Annotated in this window: 21 protein-coding genes; 9 read left to right on the top strand and 12 right to left on the bottom strand. The window is 73.5% G+C overall.

The features are described from left to right. Positions 1-176 precede the first annotated feature (176 nt). Positions 177-974: a hypothetical protein gene (locus BM127_RS12660; protein ID WP_091199029.1), complete on the top strand. Its 798-nt coding sequence runs from the start codon at positions 177-179 to the stop codon at positions 972-974. Here BM127_RS12660 and BM127_RS12655 read toward each other — a convergent pair. Next, on the bottom strand, positions 961-2,442 hold the full coding sequence (locus tag BM127_RS12655) for a DUF7059 domain-containing protein (protein WP_091199028.1): 1,482 nt from the start codon (positions 2,440-2,442) through the stop codon (positions 961-963). The two genes, BM127_RS12660 and BM127_RS12655, sit on opposite strands and share 14 nt — an antisense overlap. Positions 2,443-2,503: 61 nt before the next feature. On the opposite strand from BM127_RS12655, the gene BM127_RS12650 reads away from it, so the two are divergent. Next, positions 2,504-4,642, top strand: a complete 2,139-nt coding sequence (locus BM127_RS12650) for an MMPL family transporter (RefSeq protein ID WP_091199027.1) — start codon at positions 2,504-2,506, stop codon at positions 4,640-4,642. A 127-nt stretch (positions 4,643-4,769) separates the two neighbouring features. Here the strand turns inward: BM127_RS12650 and BM127_RS12645 are convergent, their stop codons facing one another. Next, positions 4,770-5,309: a hypothetical protein gene (locus BM127_RS12645; protein ID WP_091199026.1), complete on the bottom strand. Its 540-nt coding sequence runs from the start codon at positions 5,307-5,309 to the stop codon at positions 4,770-4,772. A 92-nt stretch (positions 5,310-5,401) separates the two neighbouring features. Here BM127_RS12645 and BM127_RS12640 point away from each other — a divergent pair, with 92 nt between their 5' ends. Together BM127_RS12640 and BM127_RS12635 are read left to right on the top strand one after the other, a co-directional pair. Next, positions 5,402-6,085, top strand: a complete 684-nt coding sequence (locus BM127_RS12640; protein WP_091199025.1) for a response regulator transcription factor — start codon at positions 5,402-5,404, stop codon at positions 6,083-6,085. Beyond that, on the top strand, positions 6,082-7,407 hold the full coding sequence (locus tag BM127_RS12635; RefSeq protein ID WP_091199024.1) for a sensor histidine kinase: 1,326 nt from the start codon (positions 6,082-6,084) through the stop codon (positions 7,405-7,407). The genes BM127_RS12640 and BM127_RS12635 overlap by 4 nt, the downstream gene beginning before the upstream one ends. Positions 7,408-7,731: 324 nt before the next feature. Here the strand turns inward: BM127_RS12635 and BM127_RS12630 are convergent, their stop codons facing one another. Then, entirely contained in the window at positions 7,732-10,071 is a 2,340-nt protein-coding gene (locus BM127_RS12630; RefSeq protein ID WP_091199023.1) for a sodium-translocating pyrophosphatase, read from the bottom strand. 184 nt (positions 10,072-10,255) lie between these two features. Next, positions 10,256-10,591, bottom strand: a complete 336-nt coding sequence (locus BM127_RS12625) for an STAS domain-containing protein (RefSeq protein ID WP_091199022.1) — start codon at positions 10,589-10,591, stop codon at positions 10,256-10,258. A gap of 181 nt (positions 10,592-10,772) precedes the next feature. Between BM127_RS12625 and BM127_RS12620 the strand changes: the two genes are divergently transcribed. Both BM127_RS12620 and BM127_RS12615 read left to right on the top strand, forming a co-directional pair. Then, on the top strand, positions 10,773-13,112 hold the full coding sequence (locus BM127_RS12620) for a DEAD/DEAH box helicase (protein ID WP_231263423.1): 2,340 nt from the start codon (positions 10,773-10,775) through the stop codon (positions 13,110-13,112). An 18-nt stretch (positions 13,113-13,130) separates the two neighbouring features. After that, positions 13,131-13,439: a hypothetical protein gene (locus BM127_RS12615; RefSeq protein ID WP_091199020.1), complete on the top strand. Its 309-nt coding sequence runs from the start codon at positions 13,131-13,133 to the stop codon at positions 13,437-13,439. Between the two features lie 19 nt (positions 13,440-13,458). Here BM127_RS12615 and BM127_RS12610 read toward each other — a convergent pair whose 3' ends face one another. The 7 genes from BM127_RS12610 to ssd all read right to left on the bottom strand — a co-directional run bounded on the left by BM127_RS12610 (position 13,459) and on the right by ssd (position 18,072). Then, the gene (locus BM127_RS12610) at positions 13,459-13,812 is read right to left on the bottom strand and encodes an Rv3654c family TadE-like protein (RefSeq protein ID WP_091199019.1); all 354 of its coding nucleotides are present in this window, start codon (positions 13,810-13,812) and stop codon (positions 13,459-13,461) included. Beyond that, entirely contained in the window at positions 13,809-14,225 is a 417-nt protein-coding gene (locus BM127_RS12605; RefSeq protein ID WP_231263424.1) for a TadE family protein, read from the bottom strand. Before BM127_RS12605 ends, BM127_RS12610 begins: the two co-directional genes overlap by 4 nt. Positions 14,226-14,230: 5 nt before the next feature. Next, positions 14,231-14,407, bottom strand: a complete 177-nt coding sequence (locus BM127_RS12600; RefSeq protein WP_091199018.1) for a DUF4244 domain-containing protein — start codon at positions 14,405-14,407, stop codon at positions 14,231-14,233. A gap of 140 nt (positions 14,408-14,547) precedes the next feature. Then, positions 14,548-15,234 (bottom strand): type II secretion system F family protein, encoded by a 687-nt coding sequence (locus BM127_RS12595; protein ID WP_091199017.1) that lies wholly within the window; start codon positions 15,232-15,234, stop codon positions 14,548-14,550. After that, a complete protein-coding gene (locus tag BM127_RS12590) occupies positions 15,231-15,902 on the bottom strand; it encodes a type II secretion system F family protein (RefSeq protein ID WP_139227727.1) in 672 nt (223 codons plus the stop codon). The genes BM127_RS12595 and BM127_RS12590 overlap by 4 nt, the downstream gene beginning before the upstream one ends. After that, positions 15,899-17,062: a TadA family conjugal transfer-associated ATPase gene (locus BM127_RS12585; RefSeq protein ID WP_091199015.1), complete on the bottom strand. Its 1,164-nt coding sequence runs from the start codon at positions 17,060-17,062 to the stop codon at positions 15,899-15,901. The genes BM127_RS12590 and BM127_RS12585 overlap by 4 nt, the downstream gene beginning before the upstream one ends. Next, positions 17,059-18,072: a septum site-determining protein Ssd gene (gene ssd, locus BM127_RS12580; RefSeq protein ID WP_091199198.1), complete on the bottom strand. Its 1,014-nt coding sequence runs from the start codon at positions 18,070-18,072 to the stop codon at positions 17,059-17,061. The genes BM127_RS12585 and ssd overlap by 4 nt, the downstream gene beginning before the upstream one ends. Before the next feature lie 134 nt (positions 18,073-18,206). On the opposite strand from ssd, the gene BM127_RS12575 reads away from it, so the two are divergent. Next, entirely contained in the window at positions 18,207-19,004 is a 798-nt protein-coding gene (locus BM127_RS12575) for an HAD family hydrolase (protein ID WP_091199014.1), read from the top strand. A 277-nt stretch (positions 19,005-19,281) separates the two neighbouring features. Here BM127_RS12575 and BM127_RS12570 read toward each other — a convergent pair whose 3' ends face one another. Beyond that, positions 19,282-19,998: a Fic family protein gene (locus BM127_RS12570; RefSeq protein WP_091199013.1), complete on the bottom strand. Its 717-nt coding sequence runs from the start codon at positions 19,996-19,998 to the stop codon at positions 19,282-19,284. 92 nt (positions 19,999-20,090) lie between these two features. On the opposite strand from BM127_RS12570, the gene BM127_RS12565 reads away from it, so the two are divergent. Together BM127_RS12565 and BM127_RS12560 are read left to right on the top strand one after the other, a co-directional pair. Next, positions 20,091-21,365 carry a hypothetical protein gene (locus BM127_RS12565; protein ID WP_091199012.1) on the top strand — a complete coding sequence of 425 codons (1,275 nt, stop codon included), beginning with the start codon at positions 20,091-20,093 and terminating at the stop codon, positions 21,363-21,365. 36 nt (positions 21,366-21,401) lie between these two features. Beyond that, positions 21,402-22,253 (top strand): class I SAM-dependent methyltransferase, encoded by an 852-nt coding sequence (locus BM127_RS12560; RefSeq protein WP_091199011.1) that lies wholly within the window; start codon positions 21,402-21,404, stop codon positions 22,251-22,253. Positions 22,254-22,276: the final 23 nt, after the last annotated feature.

Here is a 22,276-nt window from a genome sequence, read left to right as displayed (position 1 = left end):
CAGAAGTACGTGCCCGATGGTCACCGCGCAGACCGCGCCTGCCGTCGCGGACCACCTGGCGGGCGCGGCACTGTGGACGAAGGCGTCGCCCGCCCCGGCTGTGGACAGGGGCGACGCGGTGTCGGAGGTCGTCCCGACCGTGGACGTGACACGCCCCACGACCCCTGGAGGACCCGATGCTCGACCACCGCTACCACGACGACCACCTCTGGCACGACCGCACCGAACGGCTCACCGACGCAGGTCGCCTCAGCCACCTCGTGTTCGTCGACGGCCGCCTCGTCGACGCCTGGAGCGAGCGCGTGGAGACGAGCGCCTACGCCGACGTGGCGGACCGCCACGACGAGGACCGCCGACCGCAGGTGGTGCAGAGCCCGCCGCCACCGCCCCGCCACGTGCAGGCACTGCACTGGCTCGACCGTGTCGCCGGCAGTCGCGAGGAGCTGCTGGCGATGACCTCCTCCCCCGTCGCCCTCCCGCGGCTGCGCGACCACCTCGACCCCGTGGCCGACGAGGCGTGGCTGGTGGCCGACGAGCTGCTCGGCGACCTGCGCGAGACGATGCTTCCTGCCGACCTCGCTCCGCCGCTGCGCGAGTGCCTGCTGCTGGCGCGCGAGCGGCTCCCGGAGCTCGCCGAGCGGATGACGCCCGTGCGGCTGGCAGCCGGCGTCGCCTGGGTCGTCGGCAAGGCCAACGCAGCGATCGGCCCCGAGGGGCCCGTCACCCAGATCCGCATCGCCGACCACCTCGGTACGACGTCGCTCAACGCGTGCGGCAACCAGGTGCTCGGACACGTACGCCGCCTCGGCTGGGTCAGCGCCCGTCCGTGGTCCGCCCACGCCCCGGCGCTCACCGCCGTGGGGCGCGTCGAGCTGCTGTCGGCGACGGTCCGGCGCGACCTGGTCGAGCTGCGGGACCAGTCACTCGCCGAGGAGCACGCGTGCCGGCACGCGGACGGAGCTATCCCCCGGTGACCTCGAGGAAGCCCTCGCCCACGAGCTCGCGCACGACGGGGAGGTAGGTGCTCCGGAGCTGGTCGGCACCGGTGTCGGTGAGCTGGGCCAACGCACCGAGGAGCTGACCGACGGAGAGGTCGCCGTCGCACGCGCCGAGGAAGGCGGCCTCGACGGTGTCGGCGGTGCGGGCCCGGCGGAAGCCGCGTTGCTGGCGCAGCACGATCGCCTCGGGGTCCTCAGCACCGGGACGCCCGACGGTCTCCTGCTGGACGTCCTCGCGGGCACGCAGGGTGCTGCCCATCAGCGCGTCGTCGGTGAGGTCGCGGAGGGCGGCGACCGCGGTGCCCCAGCCGTGGATCGCCGGGCCGACGGGCTGCTCGACGTCGTACGGCCACTCGATCAGCTCGTGCCGACCGGAGGCACCGGCCCCCAGCCGGACGCTGATCCAGCCGAAGCCGACGCCCTCGATCCCGGACTCCTCCATCCACGACAGCCAGGTGTCGTAGCGGTGGGCGTAGTCGGGACCGCCGTGGTGACCGCTGTCCTTGAGCCACAGCTCGACGTACGCAGCGGGGTCGAGCGTCTCGCGCTGCACCACCAGGGCGTCGCAGTCCGCGCGCAGCCAGGAGCCGAGCCGCTCGTCCCACGGGGTTCCGTCCGCGATCGCCCAGTTGGCGAGCACCTGCAGCCAGCCGCCGTCGGTGAGGTGGTCGGGTCCGGTGCGCACGATGTGCTCGACGACGCGGTCGCCGGGGAGTCCGGAGTCGCGGTAGACGAGCCGCTCGCCGGTGGCCGGGGAGATCACGAAGGGCGGGTTGGTGGAGATCAGGTCGAACCGCTCCCCTGCCACGGGCTCGAAGAACGAGCCGTCGCGCACGTCGACCTCGGCGCCGTTGAGCTCGGCGTTGAGGCGGGTCATCCAGAGCGCGCGCGAGTTCACGTCGGTCGCCACGACGTGGTCGGCGTGGCCCGCGAGGTGGAGTGCCTGCACGCCACACCCGGTGCCGAGGTCGAGCGCACGACCGACCGGCTCGCGCATGGTCAGCTGCGCCAGGCTGGTCGACGCGCTGGAGATGCCGAGGACGTGGTCGGGCCCGACCGCGACGGGTGCGCCGTCGAGGCCCGGCGTCAGGTCCGAGACCACCCAGAGGTCGCGGTCCTGGCCTGCCTCGGAGGTGGCGTAGGGCCGGCAGTCCATCCGCGCGGCGACCTCGCTGATGCTCTGCTCCAGCAGGCCGGCGTTGCAGAGCTGGTCGACCAGCCCGGGCAGGGCCCGGTCCGCCTCCTCGCGCGTCACCAGCGTCTGGAGCAGGAAGAGCCGCACCAGGGAGTCGAGCGGCCCGCCCGACGTCGTACGACGCAGCGCGGGCAGCGTCTCGTTGCGACCCAGGGCGCGGTGCGCGTCCTCGCCGATCGCCTCCGCCACGCGGTCGTAGGTGAAGTCGGCGGCGAGCAGCGCCTCGCGCAGGGGCCCGGTGAAGTCCATGGCCCCAGCGTCCCAGACGAGGAGCCCCGAACCCCTGCCCGCCTGAGGCTAGAGTCGCCCCGTGCTGGACGGGCTGGGCCGATGGGTGCACCGCCAGCGCGCGGTGGTGCTGGCCACGTGGGCGGTGCTGGCGGTCGCCGGAGCCGTGCTCGGTGGGTCGGTCTTCGACACCGCCGAGGACCTCGGCGGGCGCGCCGGCGCTGAGTCGACCACCGTCGAGCAGCGGCTCGACGCCCTGGACACGGAGGGCGAGCAGGTCGTGGTGCTCCTGTCCGGCACCGACCCGCTCGCCCCCGAGACGTTCGACCCGACCAGTGCAGCGGTCTTCGCGGTGCGCGAGCTGCCGGGTGTCGTCGACCTCCGGGACCCGTGGACGACCAGTGCCTACGAGCTGGTGGCCGAGGACCGCACCAGCGCCCTCATCGAGGTGGACCTCGACCCGGCCCTCACCGACGACGAGGCGCTCGCCGTCGCTGACCGCATCGGCGAGGCGCTCGAGGAGACTCCGTTCCCCGAGGTCGCCCTCGGCGGCGACCTCCTCGCCGAGCGCACCTTCACCGACCAGGCTGTGCAGGACGCCGCCCGGGGCGAGGGCGCGGCCCTCGTCGTGCTGGTGGTGCTGCTCGCCCTCGCGCTCGGCAGCGTCGTCGCGGGCCTCCTCCCCGTGGTCTCCGCACTCGCCGCGGTCGCCGTCTCGCTCCTGGCCCTCGCAGGGGCGGCCCGCGTGACGTCGGTGAGCGACTTCGCGGTCAACGTGGTCACGGTGCTCGGGCTCGGGCTGTGCGTCGACTACTGCCTGCTCGTGCTGGCGCGGTTCCGCGAGGAACGGGCGGCGGCCGGACGCGATCCCGACCTGGCCCTCGTCCTCGGGAGGACCCTCGACACGGCGGGCCGCACGGTGCTGGTCTCGGGTGTCACCGTCGGCTCCGCCCTGGCGGCACTGCTCCTCCTGGGCGACCCGCTGCTCACCGGGATGGCGGTGGGTGGCCTGGTCGCGGTGAGCGTCGTGACGGCCGCCGGGCTCACCCTTGCCCCCGCGCTGCTGTCGGTCGGTCACCGGAGGATCCCTCCCGCGGACCGGGGCGCGTTCGGCCGCCCGGCGCGGTCACCCGAGCGATCCGTGCTGGCGCGGCTGGCCCGTCTCGCCCAGGCACGGCCGTGGCCGGTGCTGCTCGTCTCTGCCGGCCTGCTCGTCGCCCTGGCGGCACCGCTGCTCGGGCTGCAGCTCGGCGCCTCGGACGCCCGGTCGCTGCCCCCCGGCAGCGAGGCTCGTGAGGTGGTCGAGGTGGTCGAGCGCGACTACCCCGACATCGCGACCGCTCCGGTGGAGGTGCTCGTCGACGGCGCCGTCGGCGACCCCCGGCTCACCGCGCTTCAGGAGCAGATGATCGCGCTGGCCGGTGTCGACGACGTCGTCCTGCGCGACGGCCTGCCGGACGGCTGGAGCCGTCTCACCGTGCTCCCCGACGGCCCCACGAGCGGCCGCACGGCGCAACGGGTCGTCACCGACGTACGAGCCCTCGGCAGCGAGCTGGGCCTGACCGTCCAGGTCGGTGGTCCGGCGGCCGAGCTCGTCGACGCCCGCGCTGCGCTGGCCGACCGGTTGCCCCTGGCCATCGGCGCGGTGGTGCTGGTCTCCGGGCTCCTGCTCCTGCGGCTCACCGGCTCCCCCGTCATCGCGGTCAAGACGCTGCTGCTCAACCTGCTGTCACTGGGAGCGACCCTCGGCGTCGTCACGCTGGTCTTCCAGCACGGGTGGGGCGGTCCGCTGCTCGGCGGCACCGCGACCGGCACCCTCGATCTCACGACGCCGGCCCTCCTCTTCATGTTCGCGTTCGGGCTCTCGATGGACTACCACGTCTTCCTCGTGGCGCGCATCAAGGAGGAGTGGGAGGCGCTGCGCCCCGGCGGCGCGAAGGCATCCCTCCCTCCGCTGGACGCCCGTGAGGCGAACGACCGTGCGGTGCTGACCGGCATCACCGCCTCCGGCCCGGTGGTGACCCTGGCCGCGGTGGCGATCGCGGTGGTGTTCATCGGCTTCGCCGCGGGCGAGCTGGTCGCGGTCAAGGAGGTCGGTGTCGGCATGACCGTCGCCATCCTCCTCGACGTCACGGTCGTACGAGGACTGCTGCTCCCCGCCGCGATGACGCTGCTGGGCGAGCGGAACTGGTGGCGCTGGCGCCGGACCCCGCCGACCTGACGCTTGTGCGCACCCGGCCCCCGCCGAGCTGACGCTTACGTACATCCGGACCCCGCCGACCTGACGCTTGTGCACATCCCTCGCGTGCACAAGCGCCAGCTCGGCACGTCGTGCGTGCACGCAAGCGTCAGCTCGGCGGACGGCAGGCCTCGCGCCGCTCCTGGACCGTGGCGGCGACCTCCTGCACCCGGTCGCCGTACTCCCCGGCCAGCGCCCCGGACCGGATCTCGCGGTAGGCCTCCAGGCGGTCAGCACCCGTGAGGCGACGGGCCTCGTGGAGGTCCGCCTTCATCTCGTCCGGCAGCGCCCGCCGGATCGCACGGATCCGCTCGACTCGGCGCTCGGCGAAGCGCTGCACCTGCGTGCCGTAGTCGCCGTCGAGGGCGTCGCGGCGGATCGCCCGCAGCGCATCGGCCTTCTCACTGACCGGCAGCGCGCGTACGCCCCTGAGGTCGGCCCGGAGGTCCTCGGGGAGATGCGACCACACCGCGCCGCACGGGACCTGCGGCCCGTCGCCGGTCGAGGTGGACGGGGCCGCGCCCGTGAAGAGGCCGGAGGTGGTGAGGAGCCCGGCCGCGAACAGGCCGGCGGTCTGGATGAGGGGCATGTCGATCTCCTTGTCGGTGCGCCGGCTGGTGCCGGCTCGTGGGTCGACCGTGGTCTGCACGGGTGGCGGGAGCGTCAGCGTGGTGTTCGGGTTCGGTAAGGGCGTCCGCGGACTGCCGGTCGAGGCGGCTTCAGCCCACTAGCGTTCGTCCCGTGGACCAGACGCGTGGGCTCGTGCTCGTCGTGGAGGACGAGCCTGCGATCAGCGACCTCGTCCGCCGCTACCTCACCGCCGCCGGCTTCGGCGTCCACATCGAGACCACCGTCGCCAACGGTCTCGGTGCCGTACGCCGCCTGCGTCCTGCCGCCGTGCTCCTCGACGTCGGGCTGCCGGACGGCGAGGGGACCGAGGTGTGCCGCGCCATGCGAGACGCGGGCGACTGGACGCCCGTCCTCTTCGTGACCGCCCGCGACGACGAGGTCGAGCGAGTGCTGGGCCTCGAGCTGGGCGCCGACGACTACGTCACCAAGCCCTTCTCGCCGCGCGAGCTGGTTGCGCGCGTCAAGACCGTCGTCCGGCGCAGCAGCGCGCCCAGCGGTCCGAAGGTGGTCCGCGACGGCGACGTGACCCTCGACCCGGGGTCGCGGACGCTGGCCGTCGCCGGGGAGGTCTGCCACCTGACGACGACCGAGTTCAACCTGCTGGAGGTGCTGATGGCCTCACCGGGCAAGGTGTTCGACCGCGCCGAGCTGATGTCGCGCGCCTGGGGGCAGGCCGACTACGGCTCCAGCCGAACCGTCGACGTCCATGTGGCACAGCTGCGCGCCAAGCTGGGCGAGCACTGTCCGGTGGAGACCGTGCGTGGCATCGGTTACCGGGCGCGGAGGCGGACGTGAGGCCCACCGGCCTGACCGCGCGACTGGCGCTCGCCATGGCGGCTGTCGCCGTCGTCTCGGCGCTGCTCTCCGGCGTCCTCGTGGCGCCGCTGCTCTCCGGCGCCCGCGAGGAGGCCGTCCGCGCCCCCCTCGCCCGCCAGGTGGAGCTGCTCGCCCGGTTGCCGCGACTGACCCTCCGCTCCGACCGGCTCGACCGCGTGACCGCGGTGTCCGGCCTGACCATCGGCGTCGTCACGCCCGCCCGTGTCTCCGGGGCGGGCGCCGCCCTGACCCCGGAGGAGGTCGGGCGGCTGCGTGCGGGCGACCCGGTGTCGACCAGCGGCGAGCTCGACGGCGTACCCGTCCTCGTCGAGGCCCGTCCGTCCCGCGGCGGTGGCGCCGTCGTGCTCGCAGCCGACGTCGGCAGCGCAGATGCGGCGCTCACGTCCGTACGCCGTCGCGTGGTGCTCGCGCTCGCCCTCGGGTCGCTCGTGGCGCTGGCCCTGGCGGCGTGGCTGGCGCGGCGGCTGGCGGCGCCCCTCACCCAGACGGCCACCGCCGCCCGGCGGCTCGCAGCCGGCGAGCGCGGCGTCACGGTGCCGACGAGGGGGCCAGTCGAGGTCGTCGCGGTGGCCGAGGCCCTCGGCCAGCTCGACGCGGCGCTCACCACCAGCGAGCAACGCCAGCGTCGGTTCCTGCTGTCGGTCTCCCACGAGCTGCGCACACCCCTGACGGCCGTCCGCGGCTATGCCGAGGGGCTTGCCGACGGGACCGTGCCACCCGAGGACGCGCGTGAGGTCGGCGCCACGCTGGTGGGCGAGGCGGACCGGCTCGAGGCGTACGTCGCCGACCTGCTCGCCCTGGCCCGGTTGGAGGCCGACGACTTCCGGATCGCCGTCGCCGACGTCGACCTGGCTGCCCTCGTCACCGCCACCGCGGAGGCATGGCAGTCCCGGGGCCGCGCGGCCGGGATCACAGTGGTGGCCGACGCCGCGCCGGACGTCGTACGTGCCGACCCGGCCCGGCTGCGGCAGGTGCTCGACGCCCTCCTCGACAACGCGCTCCGCGTGACGCCGCGCGGCGGGACGGTCGTCCTCGCGACCCGGGCGGGTGGCGTGGTCGAGGTGCGCGACTCCGGGCCCGGGCTGGCGCCGGAGGACCTGGCGGTGGTCTTCGAGCCGGGGGTGCTGCACGAGCGCTACCGCGGCAGCCGAACCACGGGCGGACAGGGCCTGGGGCTCGCGATCGCTGCCGGGCTCGTACGCCGGATGGGCGGCACGATCGCCGCCGGCGTCGCCCCGGAGGGTGGGGCCTCCTTCACGATCGCCCTTCCGCCCAGTTGACGCTTGTGCGCACGCCAGCCCCGCCGACCTGACGCTTGTACACACGCCAGTCCTGCCGAGCTGACGCTTGCGCACACGCCAGCCCTGCCGAGTTGACGCCTGTGGACGCCGACCCTGCGCACAAGCGTCAACTCGGCAGCCTCGCGGTGCACACAAGCGTCAACTCGGCAGCCTCGCGGTGCGCACAAGCGTCAACTCGGCAACCTCCCGGTGCACACAAGCGTCAGGCCGGCGGGGGCATGACAGCGGCCCGCCACCCCCGGAGGGAGTGACGGGCCGCTGGTGACGCAGTGGTCAGGCTGTGCGGGTCAGGCGTGGTGCGGGTCAGGCGTTGTGCGGGTCGGGCGTGTGGTGCGGGGTGAACGACGACGAGCCGGTGTTGTCACCGTCGTCGTTGATCGCGACCTCGCGCCGCTTGGAGATGATCACCGCGCCCGCGATGATCGCAACGCAGACGAGCGCGATCACGATGCGCAGCAGGTCGTTCTGGTCGTCGCCGACGCTCAGGGAGACGACCGCGCTCGCGATGAGCAGCGAGACGAGGTTCATCACCTTGATCAGCGGGTTGATGGCCGGGCCTGCGGTGTCCTTGAACGGGTCGCCGACGGTGTCACCGATGATGGTGGCCTCGTGGGCGGCCGAGCCCTTGCCACCGTGGTGGCCGTCCTCGACCAGCTTCTTGGCGTTGTCCCACGCACCACCGGCGTTGGCCAGGAAGACGGCCATCAGGGTGCCGGTGCCGATCGCGCCGGCGAGGAAGCCGGCGAGCGCGGTCGCGCCGAGGCCGAAGCCCACGGCGATCGGCGCCAGGACGGCCAGGATGCCGGGCGTCACGAGCTCGCGCAGCGAGTCCTTGGTGACGATGTCGACGACCTTGCCGTACTCCGGACGGCCGGTGCCCTCCATGATGCCGGGGATCTCGCGGAACTGGCGGCGGACCTCCATCACGACGGCGCCGGCAGCGCGGGCGACCGCGTTGATGGCGAGGCCGGAGAAGAGGAACACCACGGCCGCACCGAGCAGCACACCGACGATGACGGCCGGGTTGAAGACGCTGAAGTCGAGGAGGTAGACCTCGTCAGGAGCGACGTTGGCCTCCGCGAGCGAGTCGAACACCGACGTGGCGTAGGAGCCGAAGAGCGCCGTCGCGGCCAGCACCGCAGTGGCGATCGCGATGCCCTTGGTGATCGCCTTGGTGGTGTTGCCGACGGCGTCGAGCTCGGTGAGGATCTGCGCGCCTTCCGGGCTGACGTCGCCGGACATCTCGGCGATGCCCTGCGCGTTGTCGGAGACCGGGCCGAAGGTGTCCATCGCGACGATGACGCCGACGGTGGTCAGCAGGCCACAGCCGGCCAGCGCCACCGCGAAGAGCGACACCGTGAGGGCCGCGCCGCCGAGGAGGTAGGCGCCGAAGACCGCGGCACCGATGACCAGCGTGGTGTAGACCGCCGACTCGAAGCCGACCGAGAGGCCCGACAGGATCACCGTCGCCGCACCGGTGAGCGAGGTCTTGCCCACGTCCTTGACCGGGCGGTACTCGGTGCCGGTGTAGTAGCCCGTGAGGGCCAGGATGCCCGCGGACATCACGATGCCGATGACGACGGCGGAGGCAGCGATGAAGCGGGGGTCACCGTCGGCGCCGACGAGGCTGTCGGAGATGTTGGTGAACTCCGAGAAGCTGCTCGGGAGGTAGATGTAGGAGAGCACGACGCTCGCCACCGCGGCGATGCCCGAGGAGATGTAGAACGACTTGTTGATGGTCGTCAGGCCGTTCTCACCCGCCTTGGGCCGGGTCAGGTAGACGCCCGCGACCGCGGTGAGTGCACCGATGGCCGGGATCAGCAGCGGGAAGACGAGGCCCTTGTCACCGAATGCCTGCGAGCCGAGGATCAGCGCGGCGACCAGCGTGACGGCGTACGACTCGAAGAGGTCGGCGGCCATGCCGGCGCAGTCACCGACGTTGTCGCCGACGTTGTCGGCGATCGTCGCGGCGTTGCGCGGGTCGTCCTCGGGGATGCCCTGCTCGACCTTGCCGACCAGGTCGGCGCCGACGTCGGCGGCCTTGGTGAAGATGCCGCCGCCGACTCGCATGAACATGGCGAGGAGCGCGGCACCGAAGCCGAAGCCCTCGAGCACGTCGGGCGCCGAGTCCTGGAAGAGGAGCACGACGAGGCTGGCGCCGAGCAGGCCGAGGCCGACGGTCAGCATGCCGACCATCGCACCGGTGCGCAGGCCGATCGTCATGGCCGTCTCGCGACCGGTGGTCTCGGCGGCCGCCGCGACGCGCAGGTTGGCGCGTACGGCGAGGTTCATGCCGAGATAGCCGACGGCAGCAGAGAAGCCCGCGCCGACGATGAAGAACACGGAGCGGAAGATCCGCACGGTCATGTCGTCGGCCGGCAGCACGAGAAGCGCGAAGAACGCGATCGCCGCGAAGATGGCCAGGGTCCGGAACTGCCGGGTCAGGTAGGCGTTGGCGCCTTCCTGCACTGCTTGGGCGATGGTCTTCATGCTGTCGGTGCCTTCGCCTGCGGCCAACACCTGGGACCTGAACATCGCGGCCATCCCGAGCGCACCAAGTGCGATCAGGGCGACGACGACGACCAGGACCAGGTTTCCACCTTCGAGCTCCGGCTTCACGACCGCGGGCAAGATCCCCGTCATGCGTGTCCTCCTAGGACTGGAAAAGATCCATGAACGCGCCGGAGTCTACGCAGAGGTGATCCAGATCACGGGGCAGGGTGACCTACGCCACATCCGTGTTCTGCGCGCGGGTACGGCGAAGCGCCCCCGCTGACGTCACCAGCACGTCCGGGGTGGTGGAGCAGAGGGGTGGAGCAGGCGGCGATCAGGCGCCGGGAGCGAGCCCGATGGCGTCGTGGATGACGAACACCTTGGCCAGGCCGGTGATCCGGAAGATCTTGAGCAGGCGCTCCTGCGTGCAGACGAGGTCGAGCGAGCCGTCGTGGGCGCGGACCTTCTTGAGGCCGCCGACGAGCACGCCGAGGCCCGTGGAGTCGAGGAACTCGACCGCCTCGAGGTCGATGACGATGTCGTAGGTGCCAGCGCCGACGAGCTCGGTGATGCAGTCACGGAGCTTGGGTGCGGTGTAGACGTCGATCTCCCCGCCGACCGCCACGATGGCGCGACCATCCTCCTCGCGTGTGGCAAGGGTGAGATCCACGACTGCTCCCCGGTCCCCGAAATCAGTTCGGACAGTACGTCTGCGGGGCACACCTCGTGACCCACTCTTCGTTCCGGGTGGTATCAAACCACGAGTCCCACCCGTTCCGCAGGAGTCCCCAGCACTTCTCCACCGCTTCTCCCCGGACGCCGGTGTCGTCCCCGTTTGCCAGACTTCGCGGGTGAGTCCCTCCCGCCCCGATGTGCTGCCCCCGGTCGAGGCGCTGATCCGTCGGCTCACGGGCGTCCCGGGGCGTGAGGACCGGCTCCGCCACCTCGAGGTGCTGCCGGCCCGCGAGGCGGTGCACGAGGACTGGCCGTCGTGGGTGCCGGACGACGTACGCGGTGCCTACGCCGCCCAGGGGGTGGCCCGTCCGTGGCGCCACCAGGTGCTGGCGGCCGACGCCGCACACGCCGGCGACCACGTGATCGTCTCGACCGGGACGGCCTCGGGAAAGTCCCTGGCCTACCAGCTCCCGGCGCTCTCGGCGATCCGCGGCGCCCGCGGCTCGCTCGGCCAGCGCGGGGCATCGGTGCTCTACCTCGCGCCCACCAAGGCGCTCGCCCACGACCAGCTCGCCGGGCTGGGGTCGCTGCGCCTCGACGTACGCCTCGCGGCCCACGACGGCGACAGCTCGCGGGAGGAGCGCGACTGGACGCGCGACTACGGCGAGTACGTCCTGACCAACCCCGACATGCTCCACCGCTCCCTGCTCCCCTCCCACCACCGGTGGTCGCGGTTCCTCGGTTCCTTGCAGTACGTCGTGGTGGACGAGTGCCACCACTACCGCGGGGTCTTCGGCGCGCACGTGTCCCACGTCCTGCGCCGGTTGCGGCGGGTGTGCGCGATGTACGGCGCGCACCCGACGTTCGTGCTGGCCTCGGCGACCGTCGCGCAGCCGGAGGTGACCGCCGCCCGGCTGACCGGGCTCGACGTCGTCGCGCTGTCGCAGGACGACTCGCCGCGTGGCCGGGTCTCGCTGCTGCTGTGGGAGCCGCCGTTCACCTCCCACGCCGGTGAGAACGGTGCACCGGTACGGCGTGCCGCGTCCTCGGAGGTCGCCGACCTGCTCGCCGACCTCGTCGCGGAGGACGTCCGCACCCTCGCCTTCATCCGGTCCCGCCGCGGTGCGGAGCAGGTCGCGCTCACCGCCGCCGACCTGCTCGCCGAGGTCGACCCGTCGTTGCCCGGGAAGGTCGCGGCCTACCGCGGCGGCTACCTCCCCGAGGAGCGGCGGGCCCTGGAAGCGGCGCTGCGCCGTGGCGACCTGATGGGCCTGGCCGCGACCAACGCACTGGAGCTCGGGATCGACATCAGCGGGCTCGACGCCGTGCTCATCGCGGGCTTCCCCGGCACCCGCGCGGCCTTCTGGCAGCAGGTGGGCCGGGCCGGCCGCGGCGCCCAGGATGCGCTGGGCGTGCTGGTCGCCAAGGACGACCCGCTCGACACCTACCTCGTCACCCACCCCGAGACGCTGATCGGGGCGCCCGTCGAGGCATCGGTGTTCGACCCGTCAAACCCTCACGTCATGGGCCCCCACCTGTGTGCGGCGGCCCAGGAGTCGCCGCTGGTCGAGGCGGACCTGCCGCTCTTCGGCCCGACGGCCCGCGAGGTGGTGGACGAGCTGACGACGCTGGGACTGCTGCGGCGGCGGCCGCGCGGATGGTTCTGGACCCACAGCGGCCGGGCCGCCGACCTCGCCGACATCCGGTCCGCCGGCGGGTCGCCGGTCCAGCTGATCGAGGCCGACACCGGTCGCGTCGTGGGCACCGTCGACGCCGGCGGCGCCCACAACCAGGCCCATCCGGGCGCGGTCTACGTCCACCAGGGCGAGACCTGGCTGGTCGAGGACCTCGACCTCGAGCACCACGTCGCGACCATGCGACGCGACGAGCCGGCCTACAGCACCACCGCTCGGGAGGTCACCGACATCAGCATCGTCGCCACCCGCGAACGCCGGTCGTGGGGCGGCTGCGAGCTGTCGTTGGGCGAGGTCGACGTGTCCCACCAGGTCGTCTCCTTCCTCAAGCGGCGCCAGCCCGGCGGGGAGGTGCTGTCGGAGGAGCCACTGGACCTGCCCGAGCGGGCGCTGCGGACGACGGCCGTGTGGTGGACCGTCCCCGACGACGTCCTCGCCGAGGCGGGCCTGGCGGCGCTCGACGTCCCCGGCGCGGCCCACGCCGCCGAGCACTGCTCGATCGGCCTCCTTCCGCTCTTCGCCACCTGCGACCGCTGGGACATCGGCGGCGTCTCGACCGCCCGCCACGCCGACACCGGGGTGCTCACCGTCTTCGTGTACGACGGTCATCCCGGCGGCGCCGGATTCTCCGAGCGGGGCTACCGCACGGCACCGGACTGGCTGGCCGCGACCCGCGAGGCCATCGCCGGCTGTGAGTGCACCAGCGGGTGCCCGTCATGCATCCAGTCACCCAAGTGCGGCAACCAGAACAACCCCCTCGACAAGGACGGTGCCGTGGCCCTGCTCGATGCCCTCCTCGCGGGTGCACCGCGCGGGGGCTAGTGGCGCTACATTCGCGGCATGGTCTTCCTCGGTCTGGCACTCATGATCCTCGGCGGCATCGCGATCCTCAGCGCGCTCTTCGTCAGCGAGCCCGGCACGGGGGGCGAGCTCCTCGGCTTCGGCGTGACGACCTTTGAGTCCTTCCTCGTCGGTGTCGCCGCGGGTGCGGCCATCCTCTGGGGCTTCTCGATCCTCAAGTGGGGCACGCGTCGCGGTCTCGCGCACCGCAAGGAGCGCAAGGAGCTGACCAAGCTCAACGAGAAGCTCGAGCGCGTCGAGGCCGAGCGCCGCGACGACAACCCCGAGACCGACACCAGCCGCGTCTGACACCGCTGCCGCCGGGCACTCAGCCCGGACCAGCGCGCGCCTCGGCACTCACCCGCAGGTCGCGCCCGGGCGTGGCCGGACCCGCGACCGACACGGTGACGAGCACGTCAGTGCCGACGAGCTCGCAGCTGTCGAGGGCCGCCGCGTTGGCGCCCGCCACCCGCAGCGCCTCGGCGCAGGCGTCGGCCTCCACAGACGCCGCCGCGGCGAGCGCGGTCAGGTCCGCCGCCGACTGTGCCCGCCGCTGCGCAGTGACGAGCCCGCCGGCCGCAGCGAGGCCGAGCGTCACGAACATCAGCACCCCCGCCATCGCCACGACCAGGACCGTCGCGCCCCCGTCGTCGGCGCGCCGCGGGCCGATCCGCCACCTCATGACACCTCCACCAGCGCGACGGCGTCGGCCGACACCGTCACGCCCGGCAGCGAGGCCAGCAGCCCTCCGGGTCCGGTGACCCGGACGCTGGTCGTGACCACCACCTGGCTGTCACCGACCGCGATCCTCACGCGGGCCCGCTCGGGCGCGATCCGGAGGGCCACGGCCTCCGCGGCGGCGACCTCGTCGCCCCGGGCCACCGCGCGCGCCGCCTCCCTCGACGCGTCGATGACCCGCACCTGGGCTGCGCCGACCGCCAGCATCCACACCAGGCCCGCGGTCAGGGCCACCAGCAGCGGGATGCCCAGCGCGAGCTCCGCCGTCGCAGCGCCCCGGTGGCCCCGGCGCTGCTCCTGGCGCTGCTCCCGGCGCCGGGCCCGCTGCTGGGCCCGCTGCTGGTCTCGCTGCCGCACCGCCATCAGCCGATGCCGAGCAGGCCCATGACGTGGTCGAAGAGCCGCCCCAACAGCTGGTCGCCGAAGCTGCCGGTGAGCAGCTTGTAGAGCAGGCCGGCGAAGCCCGCGCCGGCTGCCGTGCCGACGGCGTACTCCGCGGTGGTGATGCCGGACTCGTCGTGCTGGGTGGTCGTGGTCATGGGTCCTCCTGTCGCTGCGGGACTCCCGATGAACCCCGTCCTCACCCACCCTCGGAGAGCTGTGGCGTGGCCGCACCCGGGGCCTTCTCCGGCTGTGGACGAGGCCCGGATCGCGGCACCTGTGGACGCACAGGGGCCCGTCACGGCGCCACCGACCCGAAGAGTGCCGCCACGGTCGGCACGACGCCGAGCAGCAGGAAGGCGGGCAGCAGGCACACACCGAGCGGGATCGCGGCGGCCACGCCGACCCGGCGGGCGGCGTCCTCCGCGGTGGCCAGCGACTCGCGCTCGATCTCGTCGGCGAGGCGCTCCACGGCCTGGACCACGGACGCGCCGGAGGTCTGCGAGCGCACCATCACGCGCGCCAACGGCCCGAGCGCCTCGTCGGCGGCCACCGCCGACCACGCCTCCACCCCGGACGCACCCCAGCGGGCCTGCTCGACCACGGGTGCGAGTCGCCGAGCGGCGGGACCGGGCAGCGCCGCGCACACCTGCGCCAACCCGGCGACGGGTTCGGCGCCGGACCTCAGGGTCGAGGCGAAGAGGGCGATCAGGTGGGGCAGCGTGCGCTCGAGCTCCTCCCGCTCGCGACGCCACGTGGGTGCCTCCGCTCCGGCCAGCACCCGCCACGACAGCACCGATGCGACGACTCCCGCCACCGGCGCCAGCGCCCCGCCGACGAACAACCACGCCAGGACCCCGACGCCGACCGCCGCCACCGGGCGCAGGCTGACGCCCGACCGCGCGCGGTCGCGGGGTGCACGCGGGAGGGAGGGGAACCACCACAGGACCGCGGCCGCAGCGCACAGGCCGCTGAGCCAGGTCACGGCGCCGCTGCCCGGTCGGCGAGCCGCTCGATCCACCACAGCCCGAGCCCGATCAGTCCGAGCCCGGCCGACAGGCAGATCCAGCCCACGGGGGTCGCGAGGAGGAACGCCCACGGGTCCGACCCGGCACCCGAGCCCATGACCAGCACGGCAAGCGGCAGGCAGGCGACCAGTCGGGCCGTCGCCCGTGCCGAGGCGAGCTCGGAGTCGACGAGACGTCGCGTGCGCCGTCGCGCGCGCAGGCCGGAGGACGTGCGCTCCAGGGCAGCCGACAGGCCGTGCCCGGAGTGCTGCGCGACCTGCCACGCCCCCGCCACCCACCGCAGGTCGGCGGCGCCCGGACGGACCTCGGCCAGCCGGCGCAGGGCCTCCGGCACGTCCGCACCCAGGCGTACGGCCTCGACGGCCGCCACGAGCGGTGGCCACCTCTCGCTCGCCGCGGACAGGGCGGCACCCGGCGGACGGCCGGCCGCGAGCTCGGCGGCCAGCAGGTCGCACACCTCCAGCACGGCCGCCTGGTCGGCCGCGACCTGGCGCCGCCGGCGCAGCACGTGGAGCGCGGCGCGGCGGGGACGACCGGTGGGCAGGGACAGGGACCGGGCGAGGGGCCCCGGCATCCACACCGCGAGTGCTGCGGCGACGAGCAGCGCCGTCACCCCGTCACTCACCACGCCACCGAACCCAGCCGCGCCGCCAGGGCGCCGGCGGCAGGTCCGCGCACCACCCGGTCGGGCTCGAAGGTCGCCGCCGTGCGCAGCACCACCAGCCCCGTCCCGTCGCGCTCGGGCACCCCGAGCTCGAGGACGCGACGCCGACCGTCACGACCCCGACCGAGGTGGATCACGACGTCCAGCGCTGCAGCGAGCTGGCTGTGCGCCGCCTCCCGCGGCAGCCCGGCGGCCAACGACAAGGCCTCGATCCGGGCCGGCACGTCCGCGGCGGAGTTGGCGTGCAGCGTGCCGCAGCCCCCTCCGTGACCGGTGTTCAGCGCTGCGAGGAGGTCGACGGCCTCGGCGCCCCTGACCTCCCCCACCACCAGTCGGTCGGGTCGCATCCGCAGCGCCTGCCGCACCAACGTCTGCAGGGAGATCTCGCCCACGCCCTCGATGTTGGCCGGACGACCCTCCAGCGCGACGACGTGCGCATGGTCGGGCCTCAGCTCGCTGGCGTCCTCGACGAGCACGATCCGCTCGCCCGGATCGACCAGCGACAGCAGCGCCGACAGCACCGACGTCTTCCCGGTGCCGGTGCCGCCGGTGACCAGGAAGGCGCACCGCGAGTCGACCACCTCCTCGAGCAGGAAGGCGCCGTCCGGCGGAAGCGCTCCGGCGCTCACGAGCTCGGGCAACGTCCACACCCGACCTCGCGGCACGCGCAGCGAGATCACGGTGCCCGACCGGGCCACCGGCGCAAGCACGGCGTGGAACCGGGTGCCGTCGGGGAGGCGTACGTCCGCGTGCGGGGACGCGTCGTCCAGCCGGCGTCCGGCGGTGGCGGCGAGCCGCTGCGCGAGCCGGCGCACAGCGGCGTCGTCGGGGAAGGTGACCGCGACCCGCTCCAACCCGCCGCCGCGGTCGATCCACACGTCCTCGGGTCCGTTGACCAGCACGTCGGTGACGTCCGGCAGCCGGAGGAGCTCCTCCAGCGGCCCGGCCCCGAGCACGTCACGCCGCAGCAGGTCGTGGACCGCGAGGACCGTCGCGTCCCCCACCGGAGACCCGGTCGCCCGGAGTGCCTCGGCCACGCGGTGCGGAGTGAGCTCACCGGCCGAGCCCGCCAACCGACGGCGTACGTCGTCGAGCACGGCAGCCGGCACCGGCGCACTCATGCCGCGGCTGCCAACAGGTCCCGGGCGGCCCGCGCCAGCGGCCCGCGACCGGCGAGCGGACCGAGCCCCCGGTCGACCGACGCCGCCAGCCCGCGCTGGTCGGCCACCGCCGCGACGACGGGCAGCCCCGTCACCTGCTCGGCGTCGGCGTCACTCAGGCCTCCCGGCCGCACGACCAGCCCCGCCCGACCCGACCGACCGAGGTCGGCGACCAGCCGGGCGGTCGCGGCCAGCCCCGGCACCGTCGACGGGGTGACCACCAGCAGGTCGTCGCAGCGGTCGACCAGCTCGGTGAGGGCCGGACCACCCTGCCGGGCCAGGTCGAGCACCACGAGGTCGTGGCCCCGCACCGCCGCGGGCAGGATCCGCCGCGCGGTCGGCACGTCGAGCCGTCGTCGGAGCCCGGACCAGGTGAGGACGCCGAGGAGCTCGCGGCGCGGCACGCTCTCCCGCAGCGCCCGCGCCCCGAGCCGACCGGCGGTCTCGCCGAGCCCCTCCCACCGCACGCCGGGCAGGTCCTCCATCCCCAGCAACCGGTCGAGGCCGGGCCCGAGCGGGTCGGCGTCCACGAGCAGCGTGGGCGCCCGGGCCGCGTACGACTGCGCGAGCGCACACGCCAGGGTCGTCGCTCCGGCACCCCCGGCGCCGCCCACCACCCCGATCGTCCGCCCGGGCGAGGCCCGCTCGCCGACGTCGGCGAGCGCGTCCACCAGCCACTCGGCCCCCTGCGGCAGGTCGACCACCGACACAGCACCCAGCTCGACGGCAGCCCGGAAGACCGTGTCTCCGGGCGCCACCCCGACGACGTGGACCCCCGGTCGACGCGGCGGCGCGAGCGCGACCACCCGCTCGGCGAGGTCCACCCCGACCAGCACCAGGTCGACCTCGCCCCAGGCAGCGAGGGCGAGGTCGGGCTCGGCGCACACCTGCACCTCGACGCCCGCAGCGGCACAGAGCGGGACGACGGCGTCGTGGAGGGAGGTGGCGGAGGTGAGGAGGAGTACGGGCATGCCGTCCAGCCTCGGCTCCACCACCGACGACGGGCACCCGGGAGGCGAGCAGGGTGTGGACAACCGGCGTCCAAGCCCGCCTGTGGACGGCTGCTGGGCCGGAACCGGTCCGCGCAGGCCCCTACGATGAACCCATGACCCGCCCCACCGCGGCCTTCTTCGACCTCGACAAGACGATCATCGCCAAGTCGAGCACGCTGGCCTTCAGCAAGGAGTTCCAGGCGGGCGGACTCATCTCACGGCGCGCGATGCTGCGCTCGGCGTACGCCCAGTTCGTCTTCTTCACCGGCGGCGCCGACCACGACCAGATGGACAAGATGCGCGAGTTCATGTCGCAGCTGTGCGCCGGGTGGGACGTCGCGACGGTGCGCGAGATCGTGCACGACACCCTCAACAACATCGTCGAGCCGCTCGTCTACGACGAGGCGGTCAGCCTGATCGAGGAGCACCGCGCCGCGGGCCGCGACATCGTGATCGTCTCCGCGTCCGGGGCCGAGGTCGTCGAGCCGATCGGCCAGCTGCTCGGCGCCGATCGCGTGATCGCGACGCGGATGGAGATCGTGGACGGGAAGTACACCGGCAACATCGACTACTACGCGTACGCCGAGGAGAAGGCCCGCGCCATCGAGTCCCTCGCGGAGACCGTCGGCTACGACCTCGCCGAGTCCTTCGCCTACAGCGACTCGGTCACCGACGTGCACATGCTCGACGTGGTCGGCCACCCCTTCGCGGTCAACCCCGACCGCGAGCTGCGCCGCATCGCGACCAGCAGGGCCTGGCCGGTCCTCAGCTTCGTCCGTCCGGTCGCGCTGCGCCCGCGCGTGCACCTGCCCCCGGCCAGGCCGACGCTGGCCGCGCTGGCCGTCGGCGGTGCGGTCGCTGCCGGGGGCGTCATCTGGGCCAACCGCCGCAAGCGGGACCTCGGCGCCTGAGCGTGCCCGGGACGGCACCCACCGGCCACCGCCAAAGTCAAGCCTTGTGGACGCCACCGGGCAGGACTAGAACAGAGGCAACAACTCCACAGACAGCACGTGATCCAGGTACCCACGCGGCGATCCACCCATCCGATGGGGTGCTAGCCATTCGAGATGTTCTCGAGGGCGGCGACTAGAGAGTGCACGCTTGGTAGCCCGGACACGTGTCAGCGGCGGCACCCGATCCTCGTGAGCGGGTGCCGCTCGCATGTCGAGGGATGGTCGACCGGCTGGACTACCCCCGCAGCGGCGAGGCCTCGGCCCCCGCGGAGAACGCCTCCGCCCCGTAGAGCGCCCAGGCGTGCACCCCGCTCGGCCCGCCGTCGCGGTAGGCCCGCAGGTTGGACTCGTACGCCGCACGGTGGGCGAGGTGCCCGGCCTCGGGCACCACCAGCGACTTGGCGTCGACCCCGCGCGAGACCAGCACCAACCGCTCCAGCGCCCGGGCGACGATCCCGTTGTGCGAGGCGAACGGCGCGGCCGTCGCGACGTCCGCGTGGGCGATCGCGGCGACCAGCAGGGCGGGCGCCTCGGTGCCGGAGAGCAGCAGCTCGGCGACGCCGCGCAGGCGGTCGGCCGACGCGGCGTCACGCGGCCGACCGAGCTCGTCGGCGGACAGCGCACCCGACCCGGCCACGGCGTGGAGCCGCGCGATCGCCTGCAGGGGCGCGGTCTTGAGCAACGGGGCCAGCGCCAGCATGGTGGCGGAGAGGCGTACGGCGTCGGTGGCGATCTCGTCGGTCTCCCCGGTCCGCACCTGCTCCAGCGTGGAGCCCGACCCCTCGAGGACGGCGCTCGCGTGGGCACCGCGCAGCAACGACTCGGCGGTCATGCCCGACGAGGTCTTGCGCAGGCCGCGGTCCCTCAGCATCACGTCGATCCCGTCGCGGGTGCCGGCGTAGGCCGAGCGGACCCCTTCGAGGTCGGTGAGCCAGGCGAGCGGGTCGGTCATGGGGAGGACGGTAGCCGCGACAACTTCTCCGCCGGTCGCTGCATCCCACCCTGCAACGTGGAACAGAAGCCGACACCATCCGGGGGAACCGCATGCTCCGCACCACCACCTTGTCCGCTGCCGCCCTGCTCGGCGTGACGCTGCTCGCGCCCGCCGCTCCGGCGACTGCCGCTGCGACCTGCCAGGGCAGGGTCGCCACGATCACCGGCACCGGAACCGTCACGGGCACCGAGGGCGACGACGTCATCGTCGCCGACACCGCGCTCACGGTGAACGCGCTGGGCGGGGACGACCTGGTCTGCGTCACGGGCGACGCCTACACCTCCGTCTACGCAGGAGCCGGCGACGACGTCGTCGACGCGACGCTCGCCACCGGCGCGAGCACGGTGCTCGGAGCCGGCGCCGACACCTACCTCGGCTCCGCGGCCGGGGAGGACGTCACCGCCGGGGAGGACGACGACAGCGACACCGAGCGTGACGTCATCGCCGTCGGCGGCGGGTTCGACAGCGTCTCCTCCGGCGAGGGTGGCGAGCCGAACGCCGACGAGATCCGTGGTGACGGCGAGATGCAGCTCTTCTGGAGCGGCGTCCCGGCGGGGTCGAGCGCTGCGCACGGTGGCGCGGGCAGCACGTTCCAGATGCTCTACAACAACAGGGTCGCCCGCCTGAAGATCGACACCGGGGCCGGCTACCTCTCGACGGGTTCGGGCCCGAGGCTCGACCTCAGCGGGTTCACCGGGTTCTCCGTGCGTGGCTACGGCGCCCTGCGCCGGGTCACGGTCCTCGGAAGCAACCAGGACGAGAGCGTCAGTCTCGGATGGAACACGAGCAGGAGGGTGAAGCAGAAGGTCGCGCTCCGCGGCGGCGACGACAGGCTGAGCATCGGCGTCTTCTCGAGGAGGAGCAGCTTCAGCGGTGGCGACGGTGCCGACGAGATCGTCGCCGGTGCGCGGTCGCGGATCGGGCTCGACCTCGCCCGCGAGAAGCTGACCGTCGGTTCCGGCAGGAAGGCCGTCCGCGTCGAGGCCAACAGCTTCGAGGACGCGCGGATCGCCTCGTCGGTCGTCACGCTCCGGGGCAGCGGCCGCTCCAACGACCTCGAGGTCAACGCCTGCCGTGCCACCGTGCGCGGGCTCGGTGGACGTGACGAGATCACCGCCTTCATCAACACCCCCGACGGAGCGCGCGTCGAGTGCGGCAACGGTCGTCGCACGCACTTCCTCGGCGGTCCCGGCAACGACACCCTCGTGGGCTCGGCGGGTCGCGACGTGCTGGTCGGTGGCCCGGGCCGCGACAGCGCCAACGGCCGCCAGAGCCGCGACACCTGCCGGGCGGAGCAGCGGACCAGCTGCGAGGCACGCCGCTGAGTCCCACGCCGGCGTCGCGCTTGTAGCCTTGCCCCGATGAGCGACGAACCTGCCGAGAGCCCCACCCCTGCCGACCTGTCACGTGCCTTCGGTGCGGTCGCCGGTGCGTACGACCGGGGCCGGCCGGGCTATCCCGCCGAGGCGGCTGCCTGGCTGATGGGCGGCGACGCCAAGGTCGTCCTCGAGCTGGGCGCGGGGACCGGCAAGCTCACCCGCGAGCTCGTCGACCAGGGGCACGCGGTCTTCGCGACCGAGCCCGACGAGGCGATGCTCGCGGTGCTGCACGACCGGGTGCCCGAGGTGAGCGCCAAGGTCGCGAGCGCCGAGGACATCCCCGCCAACGACCGCTCCGTCGACGTCGTCGTGGTCGCGCAGGCCTTCCACTGGTTCGACCACGAGGTCGCGCTGCCCGAGATCGCCCGCGTCCTCAAGCCGGGCGGCCACGTGGCGCTGGTGTGGAACTTCTTCGACCAGCGCATCCCGTGGGTGCGCCGCCTCGTCAACGTCGTCGGCGAGCACGCGGCCTCCTCGCACGCGTCCTCCGAGGTGCTGGCCGACCACGAGCTCTTCGAGCCCGCCGAGCGCACCACCTTCACCTTCTGGCAGGACGTCACCCGCGACACGCTCGTCGACATCGTCGCCTCCCGCTCCTACGTCGCCTCGCTGCCGGAGGCCGAGCGCGACGCCAAGCTGGACGCCGTACGCGCTCTCTACGACGAGTACGGCCGCGGTCACGACGGCATGCAGCTGCCCTACGTCACCGAGTGCTTCCGCGCGAAGGTGCGCGACCTGCGCGAGGAGTCGGACGCCGCGGACGGGTCCGACGCGGACCGTCCGACGGTGAGTGACGGCACCGACACGGACATGCTGCTCATCGACTTCCGCTGACCCCGCAACCTTCCGGGCGCGCG

This window comes from Nocardioides alpinus, from assembly GCF_900112035.1.
Classification (GTDB): domain Bacteria; phylum Actinomycetota; class Actinomycetes; order Propionibacteriales; family Nocardioidaceae; genus Nocardioides; species Nocardioides alpinus.
Note: the sequence above shows the minus strand (reverse complement) of the source record. Positions and strands in the feature narration are given on the sequence as shown.

What these genes read in the sequence shown, in the direction of transcription:
- BM127_RS12660 (WP_091199029.1), top strand. Translation starts at nt 177, where the DNA reads ATGCTCGACCACCGCTACCACGACGACCACCTCTGGCACGACCGCACC.
- BM127_RS12655 (WP_091199028.1), bottom strand. Translation starts at nt 2,442, where the DNA reads ATGGACTTCACCGGGCCCCTGCGCGAGGCGCTGCTCGCCGCCGACTTC.
- BM127_RS12630 (WP_091199023.1), bottom strand. Translation starts at nt 10,071, where the DNA reads ATGACGGGGATCTTGCCCGCGGTCGTGAAGCCGGAGCTCGAAGGTGGA.
- BM127_RS12615 (WP_091199020.1), top strand. Translation starts at nt 13,131, where the DNA reads ATGGTCTTCCTCGGTCTGGCACTCATGATCCTCGGCGGCATCGCGATC.
- BM127_RS12610 (WP_091199019.1), bottom strand. Translation starts at nt 13,812, where the DNA reads ATGAGGTGGCGGATCGGCCCGCGGCGCGCCGACGACGGGGGCGCGACG.
- BM127_RS12600 (WP_091199018.1), bottom strand. Translation starts at nt 14,407, where the DNA reads ATGACCACGACCACCCAGCACGACGAGTCCGGCATCACCACCGCGGAG.
- BM127_RS12585 (WP_091199015.1), bottom strand. Translation starts at nt 17,062, where the DNA reads ATGAGTGCGCCGGTGCCGGCTGCCGTGCTCGACGACGTACGCCGTCGG.
- ssd (WP_091199198.1), bottom strand. Translation starts at nt 18,072, where the DNA reads ATGCCCGTACTCCTCCTCACCTCCGCCACCTCCCTCCACGACGCCGTC.
- BM127_RS12575 (WP_091199014.1), top strand. Translation starts at nt 18,207, where the DNA reads ATGACCCGCCCCACCGCGGCCTTCTTCGACCTCGACAAGACGATCATC.
- BM127_RS12570 (WP_091199013.1), bottom strand. Translation starts at nt 19,998, where the DNA reads ATGACCGACCCGCTCGCCTGGCTCACCGACCTCGAAGGGGTCCGCTCG.
- BM127_RS12565 (WP_091199012.1), top strand. Translation starts at nt 20,091, where the DNA reads ATGCTCCGCACCACCACCTTGTCCGCTGCCGCCCTGCTCGGCGTGACG.
- BM127_RS12560 (WP_091199011.1), top strand. Translation starts at nt 21,402, where the DNA reads ATGAGCGACGAACCTGCCGAGAGCCCCACCCCTGCCGACCTGTCACGT.